Here is a 23,603-nt window from a genome sequence, read left to right as displayed (position 1 = left end):
CCGCGGCGGGGGAGCGGCTGCCGCCGCGTGCGGTCCGGCCGGCTCCGCCGGGACTCCCAGCCCGGCCGCCGGGGGCCGTGCTCCGGGAGCCGCCCGGGGGCGCCGGCCCCCGGGGCCATTCGCTCCAACCCCCGGCCCCCAACCCACGGCCCCAACCCACGGCCCCCGGCCCCCAACCCACGGCCCACGGCCCCCGGCCCCTGGCCCCTGGCCCCCGGCCCCACATCCGGGCCGGGGGTCGGGTCTGCGGGATCCGCACTGCCGGCACCCCGGGGCTCCGGCACCCCGGGCTCCGGCACCCCGGGCTCCGGTGGCGGGTCGGGGGTACGGGCCCCGGATCCTCGTCACCGGCCCGGCCCGGCCTCGCCCGGCCCGGGCGAGGGTACGGAAAACGCCGCGCGTCCTTCCCGGGGGAGGGCGCGCGGCGTTCGGGGTTCCGCTCGGGGCTGCCGGGCCCCTGGTGGGTCAGGGGGCCGGTGCGGGCGGTGCCGACGGCACCACGGGCTTCCTCGGCGCGGGCAGCGCACCGGCGTCGCCGGGCTCCCGGCGGCTGGCGGACCAGGCGTCCCAGAGGTCGGCGTAGCGCCCGCCCGCGGCGACGAGTTCGTCGTGCGTGCCGGTCTCGACGACCCGACCCTGGTCGAGGACCACGATCCGGTCGGCGGTCGCGGCCTGCGGGAGCCGGTGCGCGACCATCAGGCCGGTCCGCCCCTCCAGGGCCCGCAGGGCCGCCGTCTCCAGCACGCGGGCGCCCGCGCTGCCGGCGTCGGCGGTGGCCTCGTCCAGGATCGCCACCGGCGGGTCGGCGAGGACCAGCCGGGCCAGGGCCAGGTGCTGGGCCTGCGTGACGGTCAGCCGGTGCCCGCCCTCGCCGACCACGGTGGCGAGGCCCTCGGGCAGCGCGAGCGCCCACTCCAGGGCCCCCACCCGGTCGAGGGCCGCCCGCAGTTCCTCGTCGGTGGCCTCAGGCCGGGCCAGCCGCATGTCCTCGGCCAGCGGCCCGGCGAACACGTGTACCTCCTGGCTGATCAGCGTGACCGCCCGGCGGATCCCGGCGGGACCCAGCTCCCGGGCGTCGACGCCGCCGAGGAGGATCGAGCCGTCGGACGGCTCGTGCACGCCGGCGATGAGCTTCGCGAGGGTGGTCTTGCCGGCGCCGCTCGCGCCGACGAGGGCGACGCGCTCGCCGCCGCGGACCTCCAGGTCGACCTCGCGCAGGACCGGGTGCCCCGACACGTACGCGTGGCTCAGCGCGCGGACCGTGACGGAACCGTCGGCGGGCGTGCCCGGCTCCTGCGGTTCGCGCTCGGCGGGCAGCTCGGACACGCCGACCAGGCGGGCCAGGCTCGCACCGGCGGACTGCGCCTCGTCGATGAGGAAGAGCGCGGCGTTGACCGGGTTGAAGAGGCTGTGGAAGTAGAGGGCGGCCGCGGTGGCGGTGCCGATGCTGACGGATCCGTTGTCGACCAGATGGAAGCCGGTGACGAGGACGGCCGCCAGGCCGATGAACTCGGCGAGGTTCAGCCGCGAGAAGAAGCCGGACACGAGCCGGATGCCGCGCAGCGCGAGGTCGACGGCCTCCCGGGACCGCTGCTCCAACAGCTTGGCGTGCGTGTCACCGAGGCGGAACGCGCGGACGGTACGGACGCCGCCGATGCTGTCGAGGAGCTGGTGCTGGAGCGCGCCGGTGGCCACGCGGTGTCGGGCGTACACGGACGAGGCGCGGGGGATGTACCAGCGCACGGACAGGACGTGGACGGGTACGGCGAGCAGGACCGCGGCGAGGAACCGCCAGTCCAGTACGGCGAGTCCGGCCAGGGTCAGCACGATGGTGAGCAGGGCGCCGGCGAACTCGGGCAGTGCCTGGCGCACGGCCCGCGCGATGACGGTGACGTCGCCGGTCACCCGGGAGGTCAGGTCGCCGGAACCGGCCCGCTCGACGCGCTCCAGGGGCAGTCGCAGGGCCCGGGCGATGAAACGTTCCCGCAGGTTCGCGAGGATCGTCTCGCCGAGCCGGGCGACGAGGGAGCCGCCGATCGCGGTGGCGACGCCGCGGGCGGCCGCGACGACGAGGAGCAGGACCATCGGCACGGTCAGCGACGCGGCCCCGCGCCGGTCGACGACGAGGTCGACGATGCGCCCGAGCAGCGGGGCGGTCAGCAGGCCGATGCCCGTTCCGAGGACGAGGACGGCCAGCGCCGACGCGGCCAGCAGGCGGTGGCCGCGCATCAGGGTGCGCAGCACGGCGAAGGTCCGGGCGCCGGTGGCCGTGGGCAGCAGTTCGCGATCCGCCGTGGTGGATCCGCTCATCGTCCGTCCTTCGTTGTCCGCGTCCGCGTGGTCCGCGTGGTCGGCGCGCGTTCGGGCCGCGGTCTTCTCGTTCGTGTCGGTCATGCCAGCACCGTCGCGCGGTAGGCGCCGTCCTCGGTGACCAGGTCCTGGTGGAGGCCCTCCGCGGTGACGGATCCCCCGTCGAGGACGACGACCCGGTCGGTCGCGGCGAGGAGCGCGGGGCTCGTGGTCACCAGGAAGGTGGTGCGGCCGGGTCGCAGCTGCTTCAGGCGGGCCGCGATGCGGGACTCGGTGACGGTGTCGACGGCGGTCGTCGGGTCGTGGACGACGAGCACGGGCGGGTCGGCGGCCAGGGCGCGGGCCAGGGCGACGCGCTGGCGCTGTCCGCCGGAGAGCGAGCGGCCGCGCTCGCTGAGCGGTGTGTCCACGCCCTGGGGCAGCGAGCGGGCGACGTCGTCCGCGGTGGAGGCGGCCAGGGCCGGACCGGTATCGGCCCTTCCGTCGGGCGTGCCCGCCCGTACGTTGTCGAGCAGGCTGCCCTCGAACAGGTCGGCGTCGTGGTGGGCGACGAGGATCGCACGGCGGGCGTCGTCGGGGTCGAGGTCGGTCAGCGGGACGCCGTCGAGCTCGATCACCCCTTCGTCGGGGTCCGATTCGCGGCCCAGGCACAGCAGGAGGTCGTTGGCGACGGCCGGGTCCTTCGCGACGACACCGATCAGGCTTCCGGGGGCGACGTCGAGGTCGAGGCCGCGCAGCGCCCCGTACGAGACGCCGCTGAGGCGCACCCGGCCGGCGACGGGCGTGGGGAGCGCGGCCGTTCCGGCGGTGACGGCGGGCGGCGCGGCGAGCACCTCGGCGATCCGCTCGGCGGAGGCGCGGCCCTGGGCGAACTCGCCGTTGACGTAGGTGAGGAGCTGGAAGGGTCCCAGCAGGTACTGGGCGAGGCCGACGGCCGCGACGAGTTCGCCCACGCTGATCGAGCCCCGCATCGCGAGGTGCGCGCCGACGAGTCCGATGATCGCGATGAAGATGCCGGTCAGGGCGAGGATCGCGCCGTCGTGCCAGGCCCGGCTGCCGGCGGCGCGCAGCGCGGCGACGAGGGAGTCCCGGCTGGTGCGCTCGTACCGGGAGACCGCGGCGCCCTCGGCTCCGATGCCCTTGAGGACGCGCAGGCCGGCGACGAGGTCGGCGGCGACGCCCGAGGCGTGCGCGGCGCGGTCCTGTTCGACCTCGCTGCGCCGTTCCAGGGGGCGGCTGATGAGGTGGCCGAGCCACAGCAGGGGCGGGACGCCGAGGAGGATCAGCAGTCCCAGCGGCACGGAGATGCGCAGCAGGGCGACGGCGCTGATGACGAGGCCGGCGGCCCCGGACATCGCGTACGTCATCGCGGCGGCGGTCGCGCCGACGCGGGTCGCGTCGCCGGTGGCGATGGCGGTCAGGGCGCCGGGCAGTCGTCCCTTGTCGGCGCCGCCGCGCGGGTCGAGGACCTTCCTGCCGAGGGTGAGGCGCAGGCCGTGGCCCGCGTATTCGGCGGACCCGTCGGTGATCCTCGCGGAGATCCGGTAGCAGGTCGACAGGACGAAGAAGAGGCCGGCGAGGACGATCAGCCAGCGCAGCAGGGCCCCGGAGGATCCCGTGGCGACGGCCTGGTCGATGATGATCCCGATGACGACGGGGACCAGGGCCTCGCAGCCCTGGTGGGCCATGCCGAGGGCGGAAGCCGTCGCGACGCGGCGGCGTTGGCCGCCGATCGCTTTCCGGAGGACTTGGCTCCCGGTAGGTCCTCCGTCGAGCATGCGTTCCTCCGGCGAATATGAGAATGATCAAATAGTTAGGTAAGGCTACCTTAAACAAGCCACGCGGCGGGGCGCCGTCCGGGCGCCGCCCCCTATGTCCCGCTTGCGTCATCCGTCCATGCGTTGACCTGGTCCGGAGAGTTCGCTTAGGCTCACCTAAGTGTCATCGTGTCGTCGGTTCGTCATCTTTCGTTCGCCGCCGGCTAACTGCCGCCAGGGGGAGTAGTAGTTGTTGTCGGTCGAAGCCCGGGCGGAACCGGGAACCGGGGCCAAGGGCCAGCTCGTACCACCCAAGTCCCGGTCCGTGACGGCGGCTCGGGGCGCCGGCCTCATCCTCGGGCTCGCCGCGCTCCTCCTGGTCTCGCTGCTCAGCGTGTGGGTCGGCACCAAGGGCATCCCGTTCTCCGCCACGTGGAACGTGCTCTGGAACCCCGACGGGTCGCAGGCCTCGGTCATCATCCACGAGTACCGGATCCCCCGTACCCTCCTCGGCCTCGTCGTCGGCCTGGCCCTCGGCCTGTCCGGCGCGCTCATGCAGGCGCTGACCCGCAACCCGCTCGCCGACCCCGGTCTGCTCGGCGTCAGCCTCGGCGCCTCCACCGGCGTGGTCGTCGCGATCTCGTTCCTCGGCATCGGCACGGCGCTGGGCTACGTGTGGTTCGCGTTCGCCGGGGCCGCCATCGCCTCGGTGGTCGTCTACCTGCTCGGTTCCTCCGGGCGGAGCCTGGCCACGCCCGACCGGCTGGTCGTCGCGGGAGCCGCCGTCACGGCGGTGCTCACCGCCTTCAACACGGCCGTCCTGCTCCTCGACCCGCAGGCCTTCAACCAGTTCAGGTTCTGGACCGTGGGCGCCCTCGCGGGCCGCAACCTCGACTTCGTGTACCTGATCCTGCCCTTCGTCGTGGTCGGACTGTTCATCGCCCTCGGGATCGCCCCGGCCCTCAACGCCCTCGGCATGGGCGAGGAGGTGGGCCGCGCCCTCGGCGTGAACGTCACCCGCACCCGCGCCCTGGGGGCCGTCGCCGTGATGCTGCTCTGCGGTGCCGCGACCGCCGCCGCCGGGCCGATCGGCTTCGTGGGCCTGGCGGTTCCGCACGTGGCCCGCTTCGTGGTCGGCCCCGACCAGCGCTGGGTACTGGCGTACTCGATGCTGATCGCGCCCGTCCTGCTGATCGGAGCGGACGTACTGGGCCGGGTGCTCGGGGCGCCCGGCGAGATCCAGGTCGGCATCGTCACCGCGTTCCTCGGCGCACCGCTGTTCATCGCGCTGTGCCGCCGCCGAAAGTTGGTCATGCTGTGAGTGCCGCACCCGGGGCCGAGGCCCCCGCCGCCCCCGCCACCACCCCCACGCCCCGCATCGTCACCGGCAGCGTCCTGCGCACCCGGGGCGGACGCCTCTCCCTGCGGGTCCAGAGCCGCACCGTGGCCGTCACCGTGATCCTGCTGGCCCTCCTCGTGACGGTCATGACGATCAGCCTGACGACCGGTGACTTCAGCCTGTCCATCGGCGAGGTGCTCGGAGCCCTCTTCGGCGACGGCGGCGGCGCCGCCGACTTCGTCGTCAACACGCTGCGCATGCCCCGGCTGCTGACCGCCCTGTGCGTCGGCGCGGCCCTGGCCGTCAGCGGGGCCATCCTGCAGAGCCTGACCAACAACCCGTTGGGCAGCCCCGACATCATCGGCTTCACCAACGGATCGGCGACCGGCGCGCTCGTCGTCATCGTCGTGACGCACGGCGGCATGACCCAGATCGCCCTCGGGGCCCTGGTCGGCGGGCTCGCCACCGCCGCCGTCATGTACCTGCTGCTCCTCGGCAGCGGCATGCAGGGCTTCCGGCTCATCGTCATCGGCATCGGCGTGAGCGCCCTGCTGCTCGCCGTCAACTCGTACCTGCTCACCCGGGCGACCTGGCAGGAGGCGCTGGAGGCGCAGGCCTGGCTCATCGGCAGCCTCGGCAACCGCGGCTGGGAACACGCCAACACCATCGTCATCGCCGTCGCCGTCCTCCTCCCGCTCGCCATGCTGTTCGCCCGCCGGCTCTCCATGGTGGAGATGGGCGACACCACGGCCACGGCGCTGGGCGTCAACGTCGGCGCGACCCGGACGGCGCTCCTCGTCATCAGCGTCGCCCTCGCGGCGTTCGCCACCGCGGTCACCGGACCCATCTGGTTCGTCGCGCTCGCGGCGCCCCAACTGGCCCGCAAGCTTTCCCGGTCGTCCGGCCCGGCCCTGATGCCGTCCGCCGCCATGGGCGCCGTACTGCTGGCCGGCAGCGACCTCGCCGTCCAGCGAATCTTTTCCCCCGCCCTCCTGCCGGTGGGCACGGCGACCGGCACCGTCGGCGGGTTGTACCTGATCTGGCTGCTGGTCATGGAGTCACGAAAGAGCCGCGCATGAGTGCAGAGAACGTCCCCACCGCCCGCCTCAGGGCCGAGGACCTGACGCTGACCTACGACCAGCGGACGGTGACCACCTCCCTGGACGTGGTCATACCCGACCACTCCTTCACGGTGATCATCGGCCCGAACGCCTGCGGCAAGTCCACCCTGCTCAAGGCGCTCGCCCGGATGATCAAACCGAGGACGGGCGAGGTCTACCTCGACGGGGCCGCGATCTCCACCTACCGCTCCCGCGAGGTCGCGCGCCGGCTCGGCCTGCTCCCGCAGACCTCCACCGCGCCCGGCGGCATCACGGTCGGCGACCTCGTCGCCCGCGGCCGCTACCCGCACCAGAAGCTGCTCAAGCAGTGGTCCGCCGAGGACGAGGCCGCCGTCGCGGAGGCCATGCGCCAGACCGGCGTCCTCGAACTCGCCGAGCGGCCCGTCGACGACCTCTCCGGCGGCCAGCGCCAGCGCGTCTGGCTGTCCATGGTGCTGGCGCAGCAGACCTCCATCCTGCTGCTCGACGAGCCGACCACCTTCCTCGACATCGCCCACCAGGTCGAGGTGCTCGACCTGTGCGCCGAACTGCACGAGCGCAAGGGCCAGACCATCGTCGCGGTGCTCCACGACCTCAACCAGGCCTGCCGCTACGCCACGCACCTCATCGTGATGAAGCCGGGAGGCGTCATCGCCGCCGAGGGCGACCCCGCGACGATCATGACCGCCGAGCTCATCCAGGACGTGTTCGGCCTCTCCTGCCGGATCATCGACGACCCGGAGACCGGAACGCCCCTGATGGTGCCCGCGGCCCGCAAACGAGCCGGCACGGCCGCCGGAGCCCCGGTGGCCGAACTCCTCCAGTGACGGACGGACCTCCATGCTCTGCACGAGGCTGACGAACGCCAACATCCTCACGATGGACCCGGACCACCCCGTGGCCCACGACCTGGGGATCTGGCACGGCCGGATCGTCGGCCTGGACGACGCGGTGACCGGGCTCCCCGCCCGCGAGGTCATCGACCTCCAGGGCGCCACCGTCCTGCCGGGGTTCATCGACAGCCACGTGCACCTGGCCTGGACCGGGCTGAAGGCGGCCACCCCGAGCGTCGCGGGCCTCACGCGGATCGACGACGTCCTCGCGGTCGTCGCGGAAGCCGTCTCCGGGCGGCGCGGGCCCGGTTCCTGGGTGGACATCGCCGGGTACGACCAGCGGGCGCTCGGACGACACCTGACCGCGGCCGAACTCGACCGGGTCGGCGCCGGGCACCAGGTGTTCCTGATGCACGAGTCCGGGCACGCCTGCGTGGTCAACACCGCCGTGCTCGACCGCCTCCCGGCCGACGTCCCCCACGAGGACGGCTTCCTCGCCGAAGGCGCCATGAGCGCGGCCCGGGCCCTGCGACCCCCGTACTCCCAGCGGGAACTCGCCGACGCCATCGAGCGCGCCGGCCGGACCTGCCTCGCCGAGGGCGTCACCGCCTGCGCGGAGGCGGGCATCGGCGGCGGTCTCCTCGGCCACAGCCCCGTCGAACTCGGCGCCTACCAACTCCTGCGCGACGAGGGCCGACTGCCGCTGCGCGTCCAGCTCATGGCGGCCGCCGACACCCTGCGCCCCGTCACCACCCCGGACGCCGACGGCATCCCCCGCGCCCTCGGCCTCGGCATGCGCACCGGCTTCGGCGACGACTGGCTCTCGCTGGGCGCGCTCAAGGTCTACACCGACGGCGGCATGATGGCCCGTACCGCCGCCCTCACCAGGCCGTACGAGGGCACGGAACACCTCGGGCAGCTCCAGGACGACCCGCAGAGCCTGTTGGACACCATCGTGGACGGCCACCTCGCCGGATGGCAGCTCGCCGTCCACGCCATCGGTGACCGCGCCGCCGACCTCGCCCTGGAGGGGATCGAGCGCGCGCAGCGCCTGCGGCCCCGCCCCGGAGCCCGGCACCGCGTCGAACACGCGGGGCTGATCCGACCCGACCAACTGCCGCGCTTCGCCCGGCTCGGGGTGGCCGCCGTCGTCCAGCCGAACTTCCTGTACTCCTTCGGCGACGACTACTCCGCCATCATGGGCGGGGAACGGGCGCCCTGGATGTACCGGGGCAAGGGCTTCCTGGACCACGGCGTCACCCTCGTGGGCAGCTCCGACCGGCCCGTCACCGACGGATCCCCGCTGCGGGCCGTCCAGTTCATGGTCGAACGGGCCTCCTCGACGGGCCTGCCCGTCGGACCGGACGAGGGCATCACCGTCGACCAGGCGCTGCGCGCGTACACGGTCGCAGGGGCGTACGCCTGTCACTGGGACGAAAGGGCGGGCACCCTCGCCCCCGGCAAGCGTGCCGATCTGGTGGTGCTGGGCGACGACCCGCGTCGCGTCGCCGCCCCGGTCATCGGCGACATCCAGGTCGTGGCCACGTTCGTGGACGGGATCCGCACGCCCGATTCGAAGGCGCTGTAGGGCAGTTCGTCCGCGCCCGGCGGGCGGATCCGCCCGTCCGCACGCACTCCACCTAGGTTAGGCTTACCTAAACATGGGGGGTGCCGGGATGCAGGAGCAGGTACGACGCCGAGCGCAGCGGGACGGGCGGGGCGAGCCGGGCGAGCAGGACGCGTGGGCCGATGAGGTCGTGGCCCGCATGGCTTCCCGCGAGAAGATGGAACGCGCGCTGCGCGAGGCGCTGAGCCGCACGCCCAGCCAGCGTGAAGAAACGATTGCCCGCATGGCGGACGCCCTGCGCGGCGCCGCCCAGGGGCTGTCCGTCGCCGGCTGCGCGGCCGCCGCCGGAGTTCCGGAACGCATCCTGCGCGAGTGGTTGGAGATCGACGCCAGCTTCGCCGGGGCGCTGGGCGCCGCGCACGCCCTGGCGGAGGCCCACGGGCTGCGGCCGGGGGCGGAGCCGACGCCCGCCGCGCTGCACCTCCTGCTCGATGCCATACGCAAGGGTGCGGCCTGGCCGGCCGCGGCCACCCTCGTCGGCATCTCCATCCGCGGCTTCAACCGCCTGCGGTCCGAGGCTCCGCAGGTCGGGGCGCTGATCGCGGCCGCCCAGCGGGCCCGACCGACGAGGACCGCCCCGGGCGGGCGGCGCAGGCTCCCCAAGGCGGGCGGCGGCGGCGCCGGTTACCGGATCGTCCAGCTCGACGACCCCGTGCTCTCGCCGGGCGGTCGACCGGACCCCGGGCCGACCGGCGGCGGGTCGGGTGACCCCGGGACCTGCGACGGCGGGGCCTTCGGCGAGGGTGCGGGGTAGTCGTGGCGCGGCGGCCCCGCCTCCTGCCTCGGTCGCCGGCGTGACGCCCTTTGTCGGCAACTGCGTTGGCCGGGCCGGCGCGGGGGACCCCGGGTTTTGCCCCCTACTTAAGTAAGGCTAACCTTGGTTGCGTGGTTCCGGGGTGGTGCGGTGATCGAGCCGCCCGCCGTTCGGCCGGAGCCGTACGGAAAGGGAACCCTTGATCACGCTCGCCCCGCGGACCGCCCCCCGGTCCGTTCGCGCCGCTCTGCCCGACGTCTTCCCCGTACGCTCCGCGCGCTCCGCGGACGCCGCCGCCCTCGCGGCCCTGTCACAGCCGTTCGTCCGGTCCGGGGCGCTGCGTGCGCGTTCCCTCTCCCTGTACGTCGCCGACGCCGCCGACTTCCTCGTGGTGGACGCCCCCGACGGGACGCTCCTGGGTTGTCTGGGCCTGCGCGTCCACCCCGCCGGGGCGGGCACGGGCCGCGGAGCCTCGGGCGTCCTCTACAACTTCTGCGTCGCACCCGGCAGCCAGGGCCGCGGACTGGGCGCCGGGCTGCTGACCGCCGCACTGGCCAGGGCCAACTCCCGCTCGCTGACCGCACTGTTCACCGCGACGACGGGCGGCGGCGAACTGTTCCGCCGGTACGGCTTCGCCCCGGCCCACGTCGCCGCAGCCCCGCCGGCCTGGGTGGACTCCCTCTCCCCCGACCGCAATTCGCGCATCCTCACGCGCTCGCTCTAGATCGTGGCTCGCGGGGCGCTTCCGCGGGCCGCTTCCCGGCGGACACGGCCGGTGGCCGGCACCCCCGTAGGGTGCCGGCCGGCGTCGTCCCGGACGACGCCCGACTCAGGCGTCGAGGATTCCCGGGAGGGCCGCCAGCAGGGAGTCCACCTGGGCCTCGGGGACGGTCAGTGCCGGAGCGAGCCGCACGGTCGCCGGTCCGGCGGCGTTGACGAGGAACCCCGCGTCCTGTGCCGCCCGCTGCACGCGCGGGGCGACCGGTTCGGTCAGGCCGACGCCCACCAGCAACCCCGCACCCCGTACCTCGCCCACCAGCGGGTGCTCCATGCTCCGGATGCCGTGCCGGAGCCGCTCGCCCTGCCGCGTCACATGCGCGAGGAGGCCCTCGGACTCGATGGTCTCCAGGACCGCGAGCCCGGCCGCGCAGGACGCGGGGCTGCCGCCGAAGGTCGAGCCGTGCTGACCCGGCGTCAACAGGTCGGCCGCCGGGCCGAAGGCGACCGTCGCGCCGATCGGCAGGCCACCGCCCAGTCCCTTGGCCAGGACCACCACGTCGGGATCGACGCCGTCCAGCGCCTGATGGGCGAACCAGTGGCCGGTGCGGCCGATCCCGGTCTGGACCTCGTCCAGCACCAGCAGCGTTCCGGTGGCCCGGGTGATCTCGCGGGCCGCCCGCAGGTAGCCGTCGGGCGCCACGATGACGCCGGCCTCTCCCTGTACCGGCTCCAGGAACACGGCCGCCGTCTCCTCGGTGACCGCGGCCCGCAACGCCTCCACGTCCCCGTACGGCACGTGGGACACCCCGCCGGGCAACGGCAGGAAGGGCTCGCGCTTGCCGGGCTGGCCGGTGAGGGCGAGCGCGCCCATGGTGCGGCCGTGGAAACCGCCCTCGGTGGCGACCAGGGCGCCGCGTCCGGTCCGCCGGGCGATCTTGAAGGCGGCCTCGACCGCCTCCGTACCGGAGTTGGCGAAGAAGACCCGCCCGGGCCGGCCCAGCAGCGCCAACAGCCGTTCGGCGAGGGCGACCCCGGGCTCGGAAACGAAGAGGTTGGAGACGTGCCCCAGCGTCGACAGCTGGCGGGTGACGGCCGACAGCACGGCGGGGTGGGCGTGGCCGAGGGTGTTCACGGCGATCCCGCCGGTGAAGTCGGCGTAGGCACGTCCGGCCTCGTCCCACACGGTGCTGCCCTCGCCGCGGACCAGGGCCAGTGGCGGGGTGCCGTAGTTGTCCATCATCACCGCGCGCCAGCGGCCGGTCAGGTCGTTGCCGAGGGTCATGCGTTTCTCACTTCCGGGTCGATCCGTGCGGGGGCGGTCCGTGCCGGTTCGGTCCGTGCCGGGCCCGTTCGCGCCGGCTCCGTCCGCTCCCGGTCCGCCTCCACCGGGTCCGGGACCACGGTGGTACCGCGGACGTCGGCGGACGCGACTCCGCGCAGCACGGAGTGCGGCACCCGGCCGTCCAGCACGTGCGCCTTGCGCACGCCCGCCCGGACGGCCCGCAAGCAGCCCTCCATCTTGGGGAGCATCCCGCTGGCCAGCTCCGGCATCAGCTTCTCCACGCCCTCGGCCGTCAGGCGCTCGATCACGTCGGTGCTGTGCGGCCAGTTCGCGTAGACCCCCTCCACGTCGGTCAGCATCAGCAGCTTCTCCGCGTCGAGGGCGACGGCCAACGCCGACGCCGCGAGGTCCGCGTTGATGTTGTAGACCTGCCCGTCCGAGCCGCGGGCCACGGGGGAGACGACCGGGATGCGGCCCCGCTCCAGGAGCGCGCGGATGGTGTCCGCGTCCACGTCGACGATGTCGCCGACCAGCCCGATGTCGACGGGTTCGCCGTCGACCCAGGCAGCCCGCCGCACGGCGGTCATGGTGTGGGCGTCCTCGCCCGACATGCCGACGGCGAGGGGCCCGTGGGCGTTGATCAGCCCGACCAGCTCCCGCTGCACCCGGCCCGTCAGCACCATCCGTACGACGTCCATGACGTCGGGGGTCGTCACCCGCAGGCCCGCCTCGAAGCGGACCTCCAGGTCGAGCCGGTCGAGCATGCGGCTGATCTGCGGGCCGCCGCCGTGCACGACGACCGGGTACAGGCCGGCGCGCCGCAGTCGCACGACGTCCTCGGCGAACGTCCGCTTGAGTTCCTCGTCGACCATGGCGTTGCCGCCGAACTTGATGACGACGGTCCGGCCGCGGAGCTGCTCCAGCAGGAGCGGATCGGCCAGGACCGGATCCGAGGCGGTGGTGACCGCCGTCGGACGCGGGGCCGTCGTGACGCGTGGCTTCATCCGTGTGCCCGATCCGCTCATGAGCTGTACGCGCTGTTCTCGTGGACGTACTCGGCGGTCAGGTCGTTGGTCCAGACGGTCGCGGACGTCTCGCCGGCGCGCAGGTCGATCGTGATCACGATCTCGCGGGCGGACATGTCGACCTTGTCGCGGGACTCCCCGGCCGCGCCGTCCCGGCACACCCACACGCCGTTGATGGCCACGTCCAGGCGGTCCGGGTCGAAGGCCGCCGACGTCGTGCCGATCGCCGACAGGACGCGGCCCCAGTTGGGGTCCTCGCCGTGCAGGGCGCACTTGAGCAGGTTGTTCCGGGCGACGGAGCGGGCCACGGCCACCGCGTCCGTCTCCGAGGCGGCGCCGACGACGGACACCTCGATCTCCTTCGAGGCGCCCTCCGCGTCCGCGACCAACTGCCGCGCCAGGTCAAGGCACACGGTGTGCACCGCCGTGGCGAAGTCGTCCCGGTCGGGCGTCACTCGCGAGGCGCCCGAGGCGAGCAGCAGCACGGTGTCGTTCGTGGACATGCAGCCGTCGGAGTCGACCCGGTCGAAGGTGGTGCGCACGCCGTCGCGCAGCGCGGAGTCGAGCACCTCCGCCGTGACGTCGGCGTCCGTGGTGAGGACCACGAGCATGGTGGCCAGGCCGGGCGCGAGCATGCCCGCGCCCTTCGCCATGCCGCCCACGGTCCAGCCCGGACCGTGGGCCACCGCCGTCTTGTGGACGGAGTCCGTCGTCCTGATCGCGACGGCCGCGTCCTCACCCCCCTCGGGCGACAGTCGTGCGGCGGCGGCGCCGATCCCCTCCGTGACGCGCTCCATGGGCAGTCGGACGCCGATGAGCCCGGTCGAGCACACCGCGACCTCTTGAGCGTCCACGCCCAGGGCGTCGGCCGTCAGCTCGGCCGTCACCCGGGTGTCCTCGGCGCCCGCGGGCCCCGTACAGGCGTTGGCGCCACCGGAGTTCAGCACGACGGCCGCGATCCGCCCGTCGGCCAGGACCTCCCGTGACCAGCGGACGGGCGCCGCCTGGACACGGTTGGACGTGAACACGCCGGCGGCCGCGCGCGACGGACCGCGGTTCACCACCAGGGCGAGGTCGGGAGCACCGGATTCCTTGATCCCGGCGGCCACGCCGCTCGCGTGGAATCCCTGTGCGGCGGTCACGGTCACGGAGCGACTCCATTCGTCGGCAGGCCCTGCGCTTCCGGCAGGCCGAGGGCGACATTCATGCTCTGCACCGCTCCACCCGCGGTGCCCTTCGTGAGGTTGTCGATGGCGCTCACGGCGATCAGGCGGCCGGCGTCCTCGTCCACCGCCACCTGCACCTGCGCGCTGTTGGAGCCGAGCACGGCGCCGGTCCGCGGCCACTGTCCGGCAGGCAGCAGTCGGACGAAGGGCTCACCGGCGTACGCGTCCTCGTACGCGGCCCGCGCCTCCCGCGGGCCGGCGGCGGCACCGGGCCGCAGCCGCGCCGAGCAGGTGGCGAGGATGCCGCGGGGCATCGGGGCGAGCGTCGGGGTGAACGACACGTTGACGCGCTCGCCGGCCACCCGGGAGAGGTTCTGGGTCAGTTCCGGCGTGTGCCGGTGGCCGCCGCCCACCCCGTACGGGCTCATCGAACCCATGAGTTCGGAGCCGAGGAGGTGCGGTTTCGCCGCCCGGCCCGCGCCCGAGGCGCCGCTCGCCGCGACGATCACGGCCTCCGGCTCGATCAGGCCCGCGGCGAACGCGGGGTACATCGCCAGGGTCACCGCGGTCGGGAAGCAGCCCGGTACGGCTATCCGGTTGGCGCCCTTGAGCGCGTCCCGCGCCCCCGGAAGCTCGGGGAGCCCGTACGGCCAGGTCCCGGCGTGGTCCGAACCGTAGAAGCGGCGCCACTCGGCGGCGTCCTCCAGCCGGAAGTCGGCGCCGCAGTCCACGATCAGGACGCCCGGCTCCAACTGTTCCGCGATCGCGGCCGATTCGCCGTGCGGCAGGGCCAGGAACACGACGTCGTGCCCCTGCAGGGCCGCCGCGGAGGTCTCCGCCAGCACCCGGTCCGCGAGCGCGGGGAGGTGCGGCTGCACCGCCCCGAGCCTGCGTCCCGCACTGCTGTGCGCCGCAACCGCGCCGATCTCGACGCCGGGGTGCGCCACGAGCAGCCGCAGGATCTCCCCTCCGGCGTACCCGCTGGCCCCGGCCACCGCGACCCGTACCGTCATGTTCTTCGTCCCTCTTCGTGCCTGCTCGGTGCCGGGCCCGGACCCGGCGAGGATGCTTGATGGGCTGTCATGTGCGCGGTACCGCTCTGCCGTCCCGCGGGCGGCCGACGGCCCGTCGCCCTCACGGTGCGCGCCCACCGTGGCCGCCGGAACACAGCCATCCACCCGGCGGATGAATTTTAGCTAAGCCTAACCTAACCTCGCGACCCCGGAAGCGGTGGTCGGGGTCGGGGCTGCCGCAAATGCCGGACTCCTGACGTTTCGAACTCTCAACCGGAGGGCCCGGATCCAGGCCTGCGGGACCCCCGCTCGAACGTCGAACCCTCTCCCTTACATACCCCCCATGGGTATGCTACGTTGCTCCGCGAAGGTACCCCCCAGGGGTATAGGGCAGAGGAGGGTCAGGGCAATGTCAACCGTCAATCCCCGGCGCTGGTGGGCACTTGGCGTGCTTGCCACCGCGCAGTTCATGGTGATCATGGACACTTCGATCATCGGAGTCGCGCTCCCCGAGATGCAGAAGGACCTCGGCTTCTCGCAGGGCGAGTTGCAGTGGGTCTTCAACGCCTACGTCATCGTCTTCGGCGGGTTGCTCCTGCTGGGCGGCCGGCTCTCCGACCTGTTCGGGGCCCGCCGGATCTTCGCCGCCGGCTGGGTCACGATGGTCGTCGGATCGGTGCTCGCCGCCGCCGCGCAGAGCGCGGCGGTCGAGATCGCCGGCCGTGCCGTGCAGGGCGTCGGCGGTGCGCTGATCGCCCCGTCGGCCATGACCCTGCTGATGATCCTCTTCGGGCACAACCCGAAGGAGCTCGGCAAGGCGATGGCCCTCTACGGAGCCGCCGCACCCGCCGGCGGCACGGCCGGCGTGTTCCTCGGCGGCGTGTTCACCGAATGGATGAGCTGGCCGTGGGTGTTCATCATCTACGTCCCGATCGGCCTCGCGACCCTCGCCGCCACCAAGTTGCTGCCCGCCGTCCAGGCCCGCCGCGGTTCCGTGGACGTCCTCGGCGCCGTCGCCGTCACCGCCGGACTCGCCCTCGCCGTCTTCGCGGTCGTCCGGGCGCCCGAGGTCGGCTGGGGAGCCACCGCCACCGTGCTGGAGCTGGTCGCGGCCGCCGCCCTGCTGGTGCTCTTCTTCGTGATCCAGCGGACCGTCCGCGAGCCCCTCATGCCGCTCGGCGTGTGGCGCATCCCGCGCCTGGGTTCCGCCAACCTCGCGATGACGCTGCTCGGCGCCGCCTGGATCCCCATGTGGTACTTCCTCAACCTCTACCTCCAGCAGGTCCTCGACTACGGCGCCTTCGCCTCCGGCGCGGCCCTGCTCCCCATGACCATCCTGCTGATGATCTTCATGACGGCGATCACCTCGCGCCTCATGGGCCGTTTCGGGGCGAAGCCGCTGATCGCGGGCGGCCTGCTGCTCCTCGCGGCCGGGCTGGTCTGGCTGTCCGCCGTCGAGCCGACCGGCTCCTTCCTGGTCGACGTCCTGCCCGCCTCGCTCGTCGCCGCGCTCGGCATGGCCCTCGCCTACATCCCGGCGATGATCGCCGCGATGTCCGGCGCCCCGCAGGAGCAGGCCGGCCTGGCCTCCGGCATCGTCAACACCACCTACAACGTCGGCTCGGCCCTCGGCCTGGCCGCGCTGACCGCCCTCGCCACCACCCAGGGCGCCGGTGAACTGGGCAACCTGCCCGCCCTCACCGACGGGTTCAGCGCCGCGTTCCTCGGCGCCGCCGCCATCGCCGCCGCCGGCGCGGTGGTCACGCTAGTGCTGATGAAGGGTGACAAGTCCCCGGCCGCACCCACCTCCACCGACTCCGACGCCGGCGCTCCCGCGCCGCGCGGCGAGGCCGCGAAGGTGTGACGTCCGGGGCCGCCCCGCACGCACCCAGGGGCCGCCCGACGTCCTTCCCGGACGTCGGGCGGCCCCCTTTTCGTACCCGGGGCCCGTACCCGGGGCCCGTACCCGGGGCCCGCGCCCATGCCCGAGGCCCATGCCCGGGCCCCGCGCCCAAGGCCCGCGCCCGGGCCCGTACGCCGCTCCACCCCCTGCCCCGAAGGGGCCCGGGCACCGACCGACCGCCCCACCCGGACGTCCAACCCAGGGAGACCGCCGTCATGAGAGACATCCGCACCCGCGCCGTGCACGTCGTGAACGAGCCCGCCGGCGCCGCGAGCAGGCCGCTCTCCGTGCCGCTCGTCCAGTCGTCCGCCTTCGCCTTCGACTCCGCCGACGAACTGGCGCGGGCGATGGCCGGCCCCGACGGCGAGTACGTCTACAGCCGGCGCGGCAATCCGACCGTACGCGCCCTTGAGCGGACCCTCGCCGGACTGGAGGGCGGCGCCTCGGCCATCGCCTTCGCCTCCGGCATGGGCGCCATCAGCGGGATCCTGCTCGCCCTGCTGCGCCCGGGGGACCAGGTCATCGCGCAGCGCTGCCTGTACGGGGGGACGTACGCGGCGCTGAACGACCTCGCGGAGCGTTACGGTGTCGAGGTCGTCCACATCGGCGGCGAGGGGCCCGAGGAGTTCGAGGCGCTCGCCGGCCCGCGCACCCGGCTGCTCCTCCTGGAGACCATCGCCAATCCGACCGGACAGGTCCCCGACCTGCCGGGCCTGCTGGCCGCGGCCCGGCGGCGCGGTGTGACCAGCGCCGTCGACAACTCCCTCGCCTCGCCCGTCCTGTGCCGCCCGATCGAGCTCGGAGCCGACATCGTGCTCCACTCCACCACCAAGTACCTGGCCGGGCACTCCGACGTCGTCGGCGGCGCGGCCGTCTTCGCCGACGACGCCCTGCGCCGCGAGGTGTGGCCGCGCACGGTCGAACTCGGAGCCTGCGCAGATCCGTTCGCCGCCTGGCTGACGCTGCGCGGGATCGCCACGCTGCCGCTGCGGATGCGCGAGCACTGCGCCAACGCGGGCCTGCTCGCCGAGCGGCTCGCCGCCCACCCCGCCGTGGGCGCCGTCCACTGGCCGTGGCTGGGAACGCATCCCTCGTACGACACCGCCAAGGCCGTGCTCTCCGGTGGCGGCGGGTTGCTCTCGTTCGAGCTGGAGGGCGGCAGGGAGGCCGGCCGGGCCTTCGTCGAGGGCGTCCGCGTGGCGCGGCTCGCGCTGTCCCTGGGCGGCGTCGAGACGTTGGTGACGCACCCGGCGAGCACGTCCCACCGCGAGCTGGACGAGGGGGCGCTGGCGGCGGCGGGGATCGGACCCGGCCTGGTGCGGATGTCGGTGGGCATCGAGGGCCCCGAGGACCTGTGGCAGGACGTGGAGCAGGCCCTCCCGAAGGTGCTCCCGAAGGCGCTCCGACGGACCCTTCCGCAATAACAGCCGATCCGGTCTTCTTTTGGGTTGACAAAATAAAAGGCCGATTCGTAGATTGGTTCACGCCAGAGAAACACTCCTCTACGTCAAGGGGGGCGCGTGATGCGCTACTTCGAGGACTTCCGGACCGGTGACGTCCACGAGCTGGGCACCATCACCGTCACCGCGGACGAGGTGCTGGAGTTCGGGAAGCGCTTCGACCCGCAGCCCTTCCACACGGACCCGGACCTCGCCGCCCGGAGCGCGTTCGGCGGCCTCATCGCCAGCGGCTGGCACAGCGCCTCGATGTTCATGCGCCGCTACGTCGACGGGCTGCTCGCCTACAGCGCCTGTACCGGCTCGCCCGGCGTCGACGAGATCCGCTACCTCAGGCCCGTGCGCCCCGGGGACGTGCTCACGGCGCGCGTCGAGATCCTCGGCTCCCGGCCCTCGCCGTTCAATGCGACCACCGGCGTCGTCCAGCCCAAGTGCACCCTCGTGGACCAGGAGGGCAGGGTCGTGTTCAGCATGATCCTCCACAGCATCTTCCGCCGGCGCCCCGCCGAGTCCGACGCCGAGCACCCCGCCTCGTCCTGCGCGGCGGAGGACCCCGTCGCCTGCGTGCGCTCCGTGGCCTGACCCGGCCGGTACGGGTCGTCCGCACCCGTCGCCGCCGCCCCCACCCCCCCCGTCCGCCGAAGTGAAGGGAGACCTCCCGTGGAGGCCGTATCCCGCACCGCCCAGTGGACCGCCGCAGCGCGGGCCCTGGAGACCGACCGCGAGGACCGACTGTTCGCCGATCCGTACGCGCGCACCGTCGCCGACACCATCGGCTTCGAACTGCTGGAGCGCTACGCGGGGGCCGGCACCGTGCCGTTCCTCGCGATCCGCACCACCTACCTGGACCGGGCCATCGTCCGCGCCGTCGAGGAGCACGGCATCCGCCAGGTCGTGTTCCTCGCCGCCGGCATGGACACCCGCTTCTACCGGCTCCCGTGGCCCGACGGCGTCACCGTCTACGAACTCGACCGGCCCGCGCTCCTCGACGCCAAGGCCGACATGCTCGCCGGTGAACCCGACCCGGCCGGCCGCACCCGCGTCACCGTCCCCGTCGACCTCACCCAGGACTGGACCGGCCCCCTCGCCGAAGCGGGCTGGCGCGCCGACGAACCGGTGTTGTGGATCGTCGAGGGCCTGCTCTTCTTCCTCCCCGAGGACGCCGTCCGCAACCTGATCTCCACGCTCGCCGGACACTCCGCCCCCGGATCGGTCCTCCTCGGCGACGTCATCAGCAAGTCCGCCCTGAACAACCCGCTGTCCCGGCCCTTCCTGAACTCCCTCAAGGAGGACGGGAACCCGTGGCTGTTCGGCACGGAGACCCCCGAGCAGCTCCTGGCCGAATGCGGCTGGGCCGTCCGTGAGGTCCGCCAACCCGGCGAACCCGGAGCCGACTTCGGCCGCTGGCCCTACCCCGTCCCGGCGCGCGCCGTCCCGCGCGTCCCCCGTTCCTTCCTGTTCACCTGTGACCTCCCGACCTCCGAGGTGAGAGCGGCATGACCGGCACCCACGACTTCCACCAGCGCGTCATCAGCGACGCGGGCGCCGCCGTACGCGGCCTCACCGTCGCCCTCGGCGAACGCCTCGGCCTGTACCGCGCCCTCGCCGAGGCCGGCCCGCTGACCCCGGCCGACCTCGCCGAACGCACGGGAATCGACGCGCGCTACGCCGAGGAATGGCTGCACGCCCAGCTGAGCGCCGGGTACGTCGAACGCCACCCCGGCGACGACACGTACACGCTGCCCGCCGACCACGCCCCCGTGCTCGCCGACCCGAACGCCGTCACCTACGCCGCCGGGTTCTTCACCGCCCTCAAGGCCCTCTACGGCACCGAGGACCTCCTCGTCGACGCCTACCGCTCCGGCGACGGCGTCGGCTGGGCCGAACACGACGCGGCCCTCGACACCGGCATGGGCAGCTTCTTCCAGCCCACCTACGAGCACCGCCTCGTCCCCGACTGGCTGCCCGCCCTCGAAGGAGTCACCGGCAAGCTCGCCGCGGGCGGCACCGTCGCCGACGTCGGCTGCGGCGTCGGCCACACCACCCTGCTGATCGCGAAGGCCTTCCCGCAGGCGACCGTCCACGGCTTCGACTACTCCGAGGAAGCCATCTCCCTTGCCCGGCAGCTCGCCGAGGAAGCCGGACTGTCCGACCGTGTCGTCTTCGAGGTCGCCTCCGCCGACGACTACCCGGGCACCGGCTACGACCTCGTCACCTTCTTCAACGCCCTGCACGACATGGGCGACCCCGTCTCCGCCGCCCAGCACGTCCACAAGTCCCTGGACGCCGACGGAACCTGGATGCTCGTCGAGTCCAACGTGTCGCCCGCCGACATCGACACCCAGACCCCCGCCGCCCGCATGTTCATGGCGCTGTCCGCCGTCATGTGCCTGCCCGTGGCCGTCGCACAGCGCGGCCCCCACGCACTCGGCAACCACTCCGGCGAGCAGGCCTTCCGCGCCATCGCCGAGGAGGCCGGCTTCACCCGCTGGCGCCGCGCGACGGAGACCCCCGTCAACGCCGTCTACGAAGTCCGGCCGTAGGCCCCGCCCCCCGACGGGCGGCGCGACGCCCCCACCACCACACCGAGGAGACACCATGGGCGTCAGCGCCCCCCTGCCGGTCACCGACCGCTTCCTGGAAGTCCTGGACCGGCTCAGCTCCCGTTCCATCGAGGAGTACTACAACCCGTACCAGCAGTTCGACTGGCCCGAGAAGCTCGAAGAGGGCCGGATGTGGATGACCCCCGAACTGCTCACCGTGTACGGCACGCCGTTCTACGACGAGTTCGACGAGCAGACCCTCCAGCGGCTGTCCAAGTGGGAGAGCATCAACTTCTACAGCCTCAACGTGCACGGCATCCGCGAACTGCTCATCGAGGTCGTCGGGCGGATCCACATGCCCGGCTTCGAGGTGCCCTCCGACTTCTTCCACCACTTCATCGGTGAGGAGAACGAGCACATGTGGTTCTTCGCCGAGTTCTGCCGCCGCTACGGCGACAAGATCTACGGCTCCACGGCCCTGCGCGCCGACTCGGCCTGGGAACCCGAGGTGGAGAACTTCCTCGTCTTCGCCCGCATCCTGTTCTTCGAGGAACTCGTCGACCACTACAACACCCGGATGGCGCGCGACACCTCGCTGTGCCACACCATCCGCGAGGTCAACCGCATCCACCACCAGGACGAGTCCCGACACATCGCCTTCGGCCGCGAACTGGTCTCCCTCCTCTTCACCCGGATGCGCGAAGCCGTCCCCGCCGCCCGGGTCGCCGAGGTCGAGGCCTACCTCAAGAGGTACGTGGTCTACAGCGTCAACTCCCTCTACAACCCGCACGTCTACCGCGACGCCGGCATCGCCGACCCGATCGGCCTGCGCAACGCGCTGGTCGCCGACGAGCGCCGCCGCCCCTTCGAACGCAAGACCATCCGCAAGCCCCTCGGCTTCTTCCTGAAGACCGGGATCTTCACGGACGACGTACTGCCCGTCGTCTGAGAGGGCCGACCGCCGCCCGAGAGGTGACCCCCATGACCGTCACGACCACCGCGAGCGCCACGGACACGCAGGGCCTGCCGTCGCTCGGCCCCGAGGGAACCGCCCTGCTGCGGCTCCTCGACGACACCTTCGAAGGCTGGGGCGTACGAGCGGGGGCCCGCGCCATGACGATGCCCCCGCTGCTCCCGGCCGCCGACCTGGCCCGGCTCGACTACTACGACAACTTCCCCCACCAGGCCGTCGTGGCGGCGCCCCTGAACCTGGACGTCCGGGAGACCAGCGAGTTCTGTACGGACTCCGGCTGCTTCCCCTGCGACGCCCTCGAACCGGCCGCGCTCGGCCTGCCGTCCGCGTCCTGCTACGCCGTGTACATCGACCACCAGGGCCGACCGGCCGCCGACGACGAACTCGTCACCGTCGTCGGCTGGTGCTTCCGCAAGGAAGCGCACTACGAGGGCCTGCGCCGGCAACTCGGCTTCCGCATGAGGGAGATCGTCGCCATCGGCTCCCGCGAACACGCCGAGGCACACCTGGCCTCCTTCACCACCCGGATCACCGCCTTCGCCCGGGCCCTGGACCTGCCACTGCGCCGGGAAGCAGCCTGCGACCCGTTCTTCGACAAGGGCAGCTCCAAGGCGGTCCTCCAGCGCCTCACCCCGGTCAAGCACGAGTTCCTGTACGAGGACCTCGCCATCGCCTCGGTCAACACCCACCGGAACTTCTTCGGCGACCGCTGCGACATCCCCCTCGCCTCCGGAGCCGGCCCGGCCTTCACCAGCTGCGTCGCCTTCGGCCTGGAGCGCTGGCTGTCCGCGCTCACCCGCCGCCACGGCAGCTGGGAAGCGGCGACCGCCGCCGTCCTGAGCGCGAACGCGGCCGGGCCGGCGATCTGACGTGCCGACCCGACCCGTCGCCGCCCCGCCGGCGGGCGGCCTGGGCTGGGCGAACCTCGGCATGGACATCGTGTCCGTCACCCGTGTCCGCCGGCTGCTCGCCGCCTACGGCGAGGACTTCTTCCAGCGCATGCTCACCCCCGGCGAACTCGCCGACTGCCGCACCTCCATCAGGCTCGACGTCCTGGGCCTGTGCGGGCGGATCGCCGCCAAGGAGGCGGCGTTCAAGGCACTCCGAACCCGGACCGCGACGTTCCTGCCCTGGCTGGACATCGTCGTACGCCGCTCCGAGGGCGGCTGGCCGCTCGTGGAACTCCACGGAGCCGCGGCCGCGATGGCCGCCGCGTCCGGCGTCGCCGGCGTCTCCGTCTCCATCAGCCACGACGTGGACTACGCGGTGGCCATCGCCGCCCCGATCCTGGCCTCCGGTCCGCCGGGACACCCCGAACCGCCCCTGCCACCCGCGTCGCCCGATCCGCTCGGCCCGTCACCTGCCGCGAACGGGACCGTGACCTGGAACGCAACCGCATCAGCGGCCGCTCCCGCGGCCGACACCGAATCCGTGCACCGCACTTCAAGGAGAGACACCATGTCCGAAGGCCTGCTGTTCATGAAGAACTGGCTCCTCGCCCGCCACGAGGACCTCGACGACATCGCTTCCGACCTGGACCTCATCGAGCACCGGCTCATCGACTCGCTGTCCTTCGTCGAGTTCGTCTTCCTGCTGGAGCAGCACAGCGGCCGCGCGATCCAGCTGGAGACCCTGGAGGTCGACGAGATCCGCACCCTCGACGCCATCCAGGCCAACTTCTTCTCCGTCCAGGTGGCGCAGGCATGAGCCGCCGCTTGTTCACTTCGGAGTCCGTGACCGAGGGTCACCCCGACAAGATCGCTGACCAGATCAGCGACACGATCCTCGACGCGTTGCTCAC

21 protein-coding genes are annotated in these 23,603 nt (G+C 73.1%); 15 read left to right on the top strand and 6 right to left on the bottom strand.

Annotation, left to right across the window (positions count from 1 at the left end; all coding sequences use genetic code 11):
• Nucleotides 1-465 precede the first annotated feature (465 nt).
• Complete coding sequence (locus NOD94_RS30605) at nt 466-2,310, bottom strand: ABC transporter ATP-binding protein (protein ID WP_281209410.1); 1,845 nt, start codon at nt 2,308-2,310, stop codon at nt 466-468.
• Between the two features lie 80 nt (nt 2,311-2,390).
• Complete coding sequence (locus NOD94_RS30600; RefSeq protein ID WP_281209406.1) at nt 2,391-4,088, bottom strand: ABC transporter ATP-binding protein; 1,698 nt, start codon at nt 4,086-4,088, stop codon at nt 2,391-2,393.
• Between the two features lie 232 nt (nt 4,089-4,320).
• Between NOD94_RS30600 and NOD94_RS30595 the strand changes: the two genes are divergently transcribed.
• From NOD94_RS30595 to NOD94_RS30570, 6 genes are all read left to right on the top strand, one after another.
• Nucleotides 4,321-5,388: an iron chelate uptake ABC transporter family permease subunit gene (locus NOD94_RS30595; RefSeq protein ID WP_281209405.1), complete on the top strand. Its 1,068-nt coding sequence runs from the start codon at nt 4,321-4,323 to the stop codon at nt 5,386-5,388.
• Nucleotides 5,385-6,485, top strand: coding sequence for an iron chelate uptake ABC transporter family permease subunit (locus NOD94_RS30590; RefSeq protein ID WP_281209404.1), 1,101 nt, complete (start codon nt 5,385-5,387; stop codon nt 6,483-6,485). The genes NOD94_RS30595 and NOD94_RS30590 overlap by 4 nt, the downstream gene beginning before the upstream one ends.
• Nucleotides 6,482-7,333, top strand: coding sequence for an ABC transporter ATP-binding protein (locus NOD94_RS30585; protein WP_281209403.1), 852 nt, complete (start codon nt 6,482-6,484; stop codon nt 7,331-7,333). Before NOD94_RS30590 ends, NOD94_RS30585 begins: the two co-directional genes overlap by 4 nt.
• Before the next feature lie 13 nt (nt 7,334-7,346).
• Nucleotides 7,347-8,927, top strand: coding sequence for an amidohydrolase (locus NOD94_RS30580; RefSeq protein ID WP_281209402.1), 1,581 nt, complete (start codon nt 7,347-7,349; stop codon nt 8,925-8,927).
• A gap of 88 nt (nt 8,928-9,015) precedes the next feature.
• On the top strand, nt 9,016-9,720 hold the full coding sequence (locus NOD94_RS30575; protein ID WP_281209401.1) for a hypothetical protein: 705 nt from the start codon (nt 9,016-9,018) through the stop codon (nt 9,718-9,720).
• Between the two features lie 247 nt (nt 9,721-9,967).
• Nucleotides 9,968-10,444 carry a GNAT family N-acetyltransferase gene (locus NOD94_RS30570; RefSeq protein ID WP_281209409.1) on the top strand — a complete coding sequence of 159 codons (477 nt, stop codon included), beginning with the start codon at nt 9,968-9,970 and terminating at the stop codon, nt 10,442-10,444.
• 105 nt (nt 10,445-10,549) lie between these two features.
• Here NOD94_RS30570 and NOD94_RS30565 read toward each other — a convergent pair whose 3' ends face one another.
• Genes NOD94_RS30565 through argC form a run of 4 tightly spaced genes read right to left on the bottom strand, consistent with a single transcriptional unit; the run spans nt 10,550 to nt 14,926 of the window.
• On the bottom strand, nt 10,550-11,722 hold the full coding sequence (locus tag NOD94_RS30565) for an acetylornithine transaminase (RefSeq protein ID WP_281209400.1): 1,173 nt from the start codon (nt 11,720-11,722) through the stop codon (nt 10,550-10,552).
• Complete coding sequence (gene argB / locus NOD94_RS30560; RefSeq protein ID WP_281209399.1) at nt 11,719-12,726, bottom strand: acetylglutamate kinase; 1,008 nt, start codon at nt 12,724-12,726, stop codon at nt 11,719-11,721. The genes NOD94_RS30565 and argB overlap by 4 nt, the downstream gene beginning before the upstream one ends.
• A gap of 17 nt (nt 12,727-12,743) precedes the next feature.
• Nucleotides 12,744-13,895: a bifunctional glutamate N-acetyltransferase/amino-acid acetyltransferase ArgJ gene (argJ, locus tag NOD94_RS30555; RefSeq protein WP_281209398.1), complete on the bottom strand. Its 1,152-nt coding sequence runs from the start codon at nt 13,893-13,895 to the stop codon at nt 12,744-12,746.
• Complete coding sequence (gene argC / locus NOD94_RS30550; RefSeq protein ID WP_281209397.1) at nt 13,892-14,926, bottom strand: N-acetyl-gamma-glutamyl-phosphate reductase; 1,035 nt, start codon at nt 14,924-14,926, stop codon at nt 13,892-13,894. Before argC ends, argJ begins: the two co-directional genes overlap by 4 nt.
• Nucleotides 14,927-15,335: 409 nt before the next feature.
• Between argC and NOD94_RS30545 the strand changes: the two genes are divergently transcribed.
• From NOD94_RS30545 to NOD94_RS30505, 9 genes are all read left to right on the top strand, one after another.
• Nucleotides 15,336-16,790 carry an MFS transporter gene (locus NOD94_RS30545; protein ID WP_281209396.1) on the top strand — a complete coding sequence of 485 codons (1,455 nt, stop codon included), beginning with the start codon at nt 15,336-15,338 and terminating at the stop codon, nt 16,788-16,790.
• A 254-nt stretch (nt 16,791-17,044) separates the two neighbouring features.
• On the top strand, nt 17,045-18,253 hold the full coding sequence (locus NOD94_RS30540; RefSeq protein ID WP_281209394.1) for an aminotransferase class I/II-fold pyridoxal phosphate-dependent enzyme: 1,209 nt from the start codon (nt 17,045-17,047) through the stop codon (nt 18,251-18,253).
• 99 nt (nt 18,254-18,352) lie between these two features.
• The gene (locus NOD94_RS30535; protein WP_281209408.1) at nt 18,353-18,868 is read left to right on the top strand and encodes a MaoC family dehydratase; all 516 of its coding nucleotides are present in this window, start codon (nt 18,353-18,355) and stop codon (nt 18,866-18,868) included.
• Between the two features lie 78 nt (nt 18,869-18,946).
• Complete coding sequence (locus NOD94_RS30530) at nt 18,947-19,786, top strand: SAM-dependent methyltransferase (protein WP_281209393.1); 840 nt, start codon at nt 18,947-18,949, stop codon at nt 19,784-19,786.
• A complete protein-coding gene (locus NOD94_RS30525; protein ID WP_281209392.1) occupies nt 19,783-20,829 on the top strand; it encodes a class I SAM-dependent methyltransferase in 1,047 nt (348 codons plus the stop codon). The genes NOD94_RS30530 and NOD94_RS30525 overlap by 4 nt, the downstream gene beginning before the upstream one ends.
• A gap of 55 nt (nt 20,830-20,884) precedes the next feature.
• The gene (locus NOD94_RS30520) at nt 20,885-21,778 is read left to right on the top strand and encodes a diiron oxygenase (RefSeq protein ID WP_281209391.1); all 894 of its coding nucleotides are present in this window, start codon (nt 20,885-20,887) and stop codon (nt 21,776-21,778) included.
• 32 nt (nt 21,779-21,810) lie between these two features.
• Nucleotides 21,811-22,671, top strand: coding sequence for a hypothetical protein (locus NOD94_RS30515; RefSeq protein ID WP_281209389.1), 861 nt, complete (start codon nt 21,811-21,813; stop codon nt 22,669-22,671).
• Nucleotide 22,672: 1 nt separating this feature from the next.
• Nucleotides 22,673-23,509 (top strand): holo-ACP synthase, encoded by an 837-nt coding sequence (gene acpS / locus NOD94_RS30510; RefSeq protein ID WP_281209388.1) that lies wholly within the window; start codon nt 22,673-22,675, stop codon nt 23,507-23,509.
• Nucleotides 23,506-23,603, top strand: a 98-nt coding sequence (locus NOD94_RS30505) for an S-adenosylmethionine synthetase N-terminal domain-containing protein (protein WP_281209407.1), incomplete at its 3' end; no start/stop codon positions are given. The genes acpS and NOD94_RS30505, both read left to right, overlap by 4 nt.

The sequence above is a fragment of the Streptomyces sp. Isolate_45 genome (genome assembly GCF_024721315.2).
Taxonomy (GTDB): Bacteria; Actinomycetota; Actinomycetes; order Streptomycetales; family Streptomycetaceae; genus Streptomyces.
This window is presented reverse-complemented; position numbering and strand designations above follow the sequence as displayed.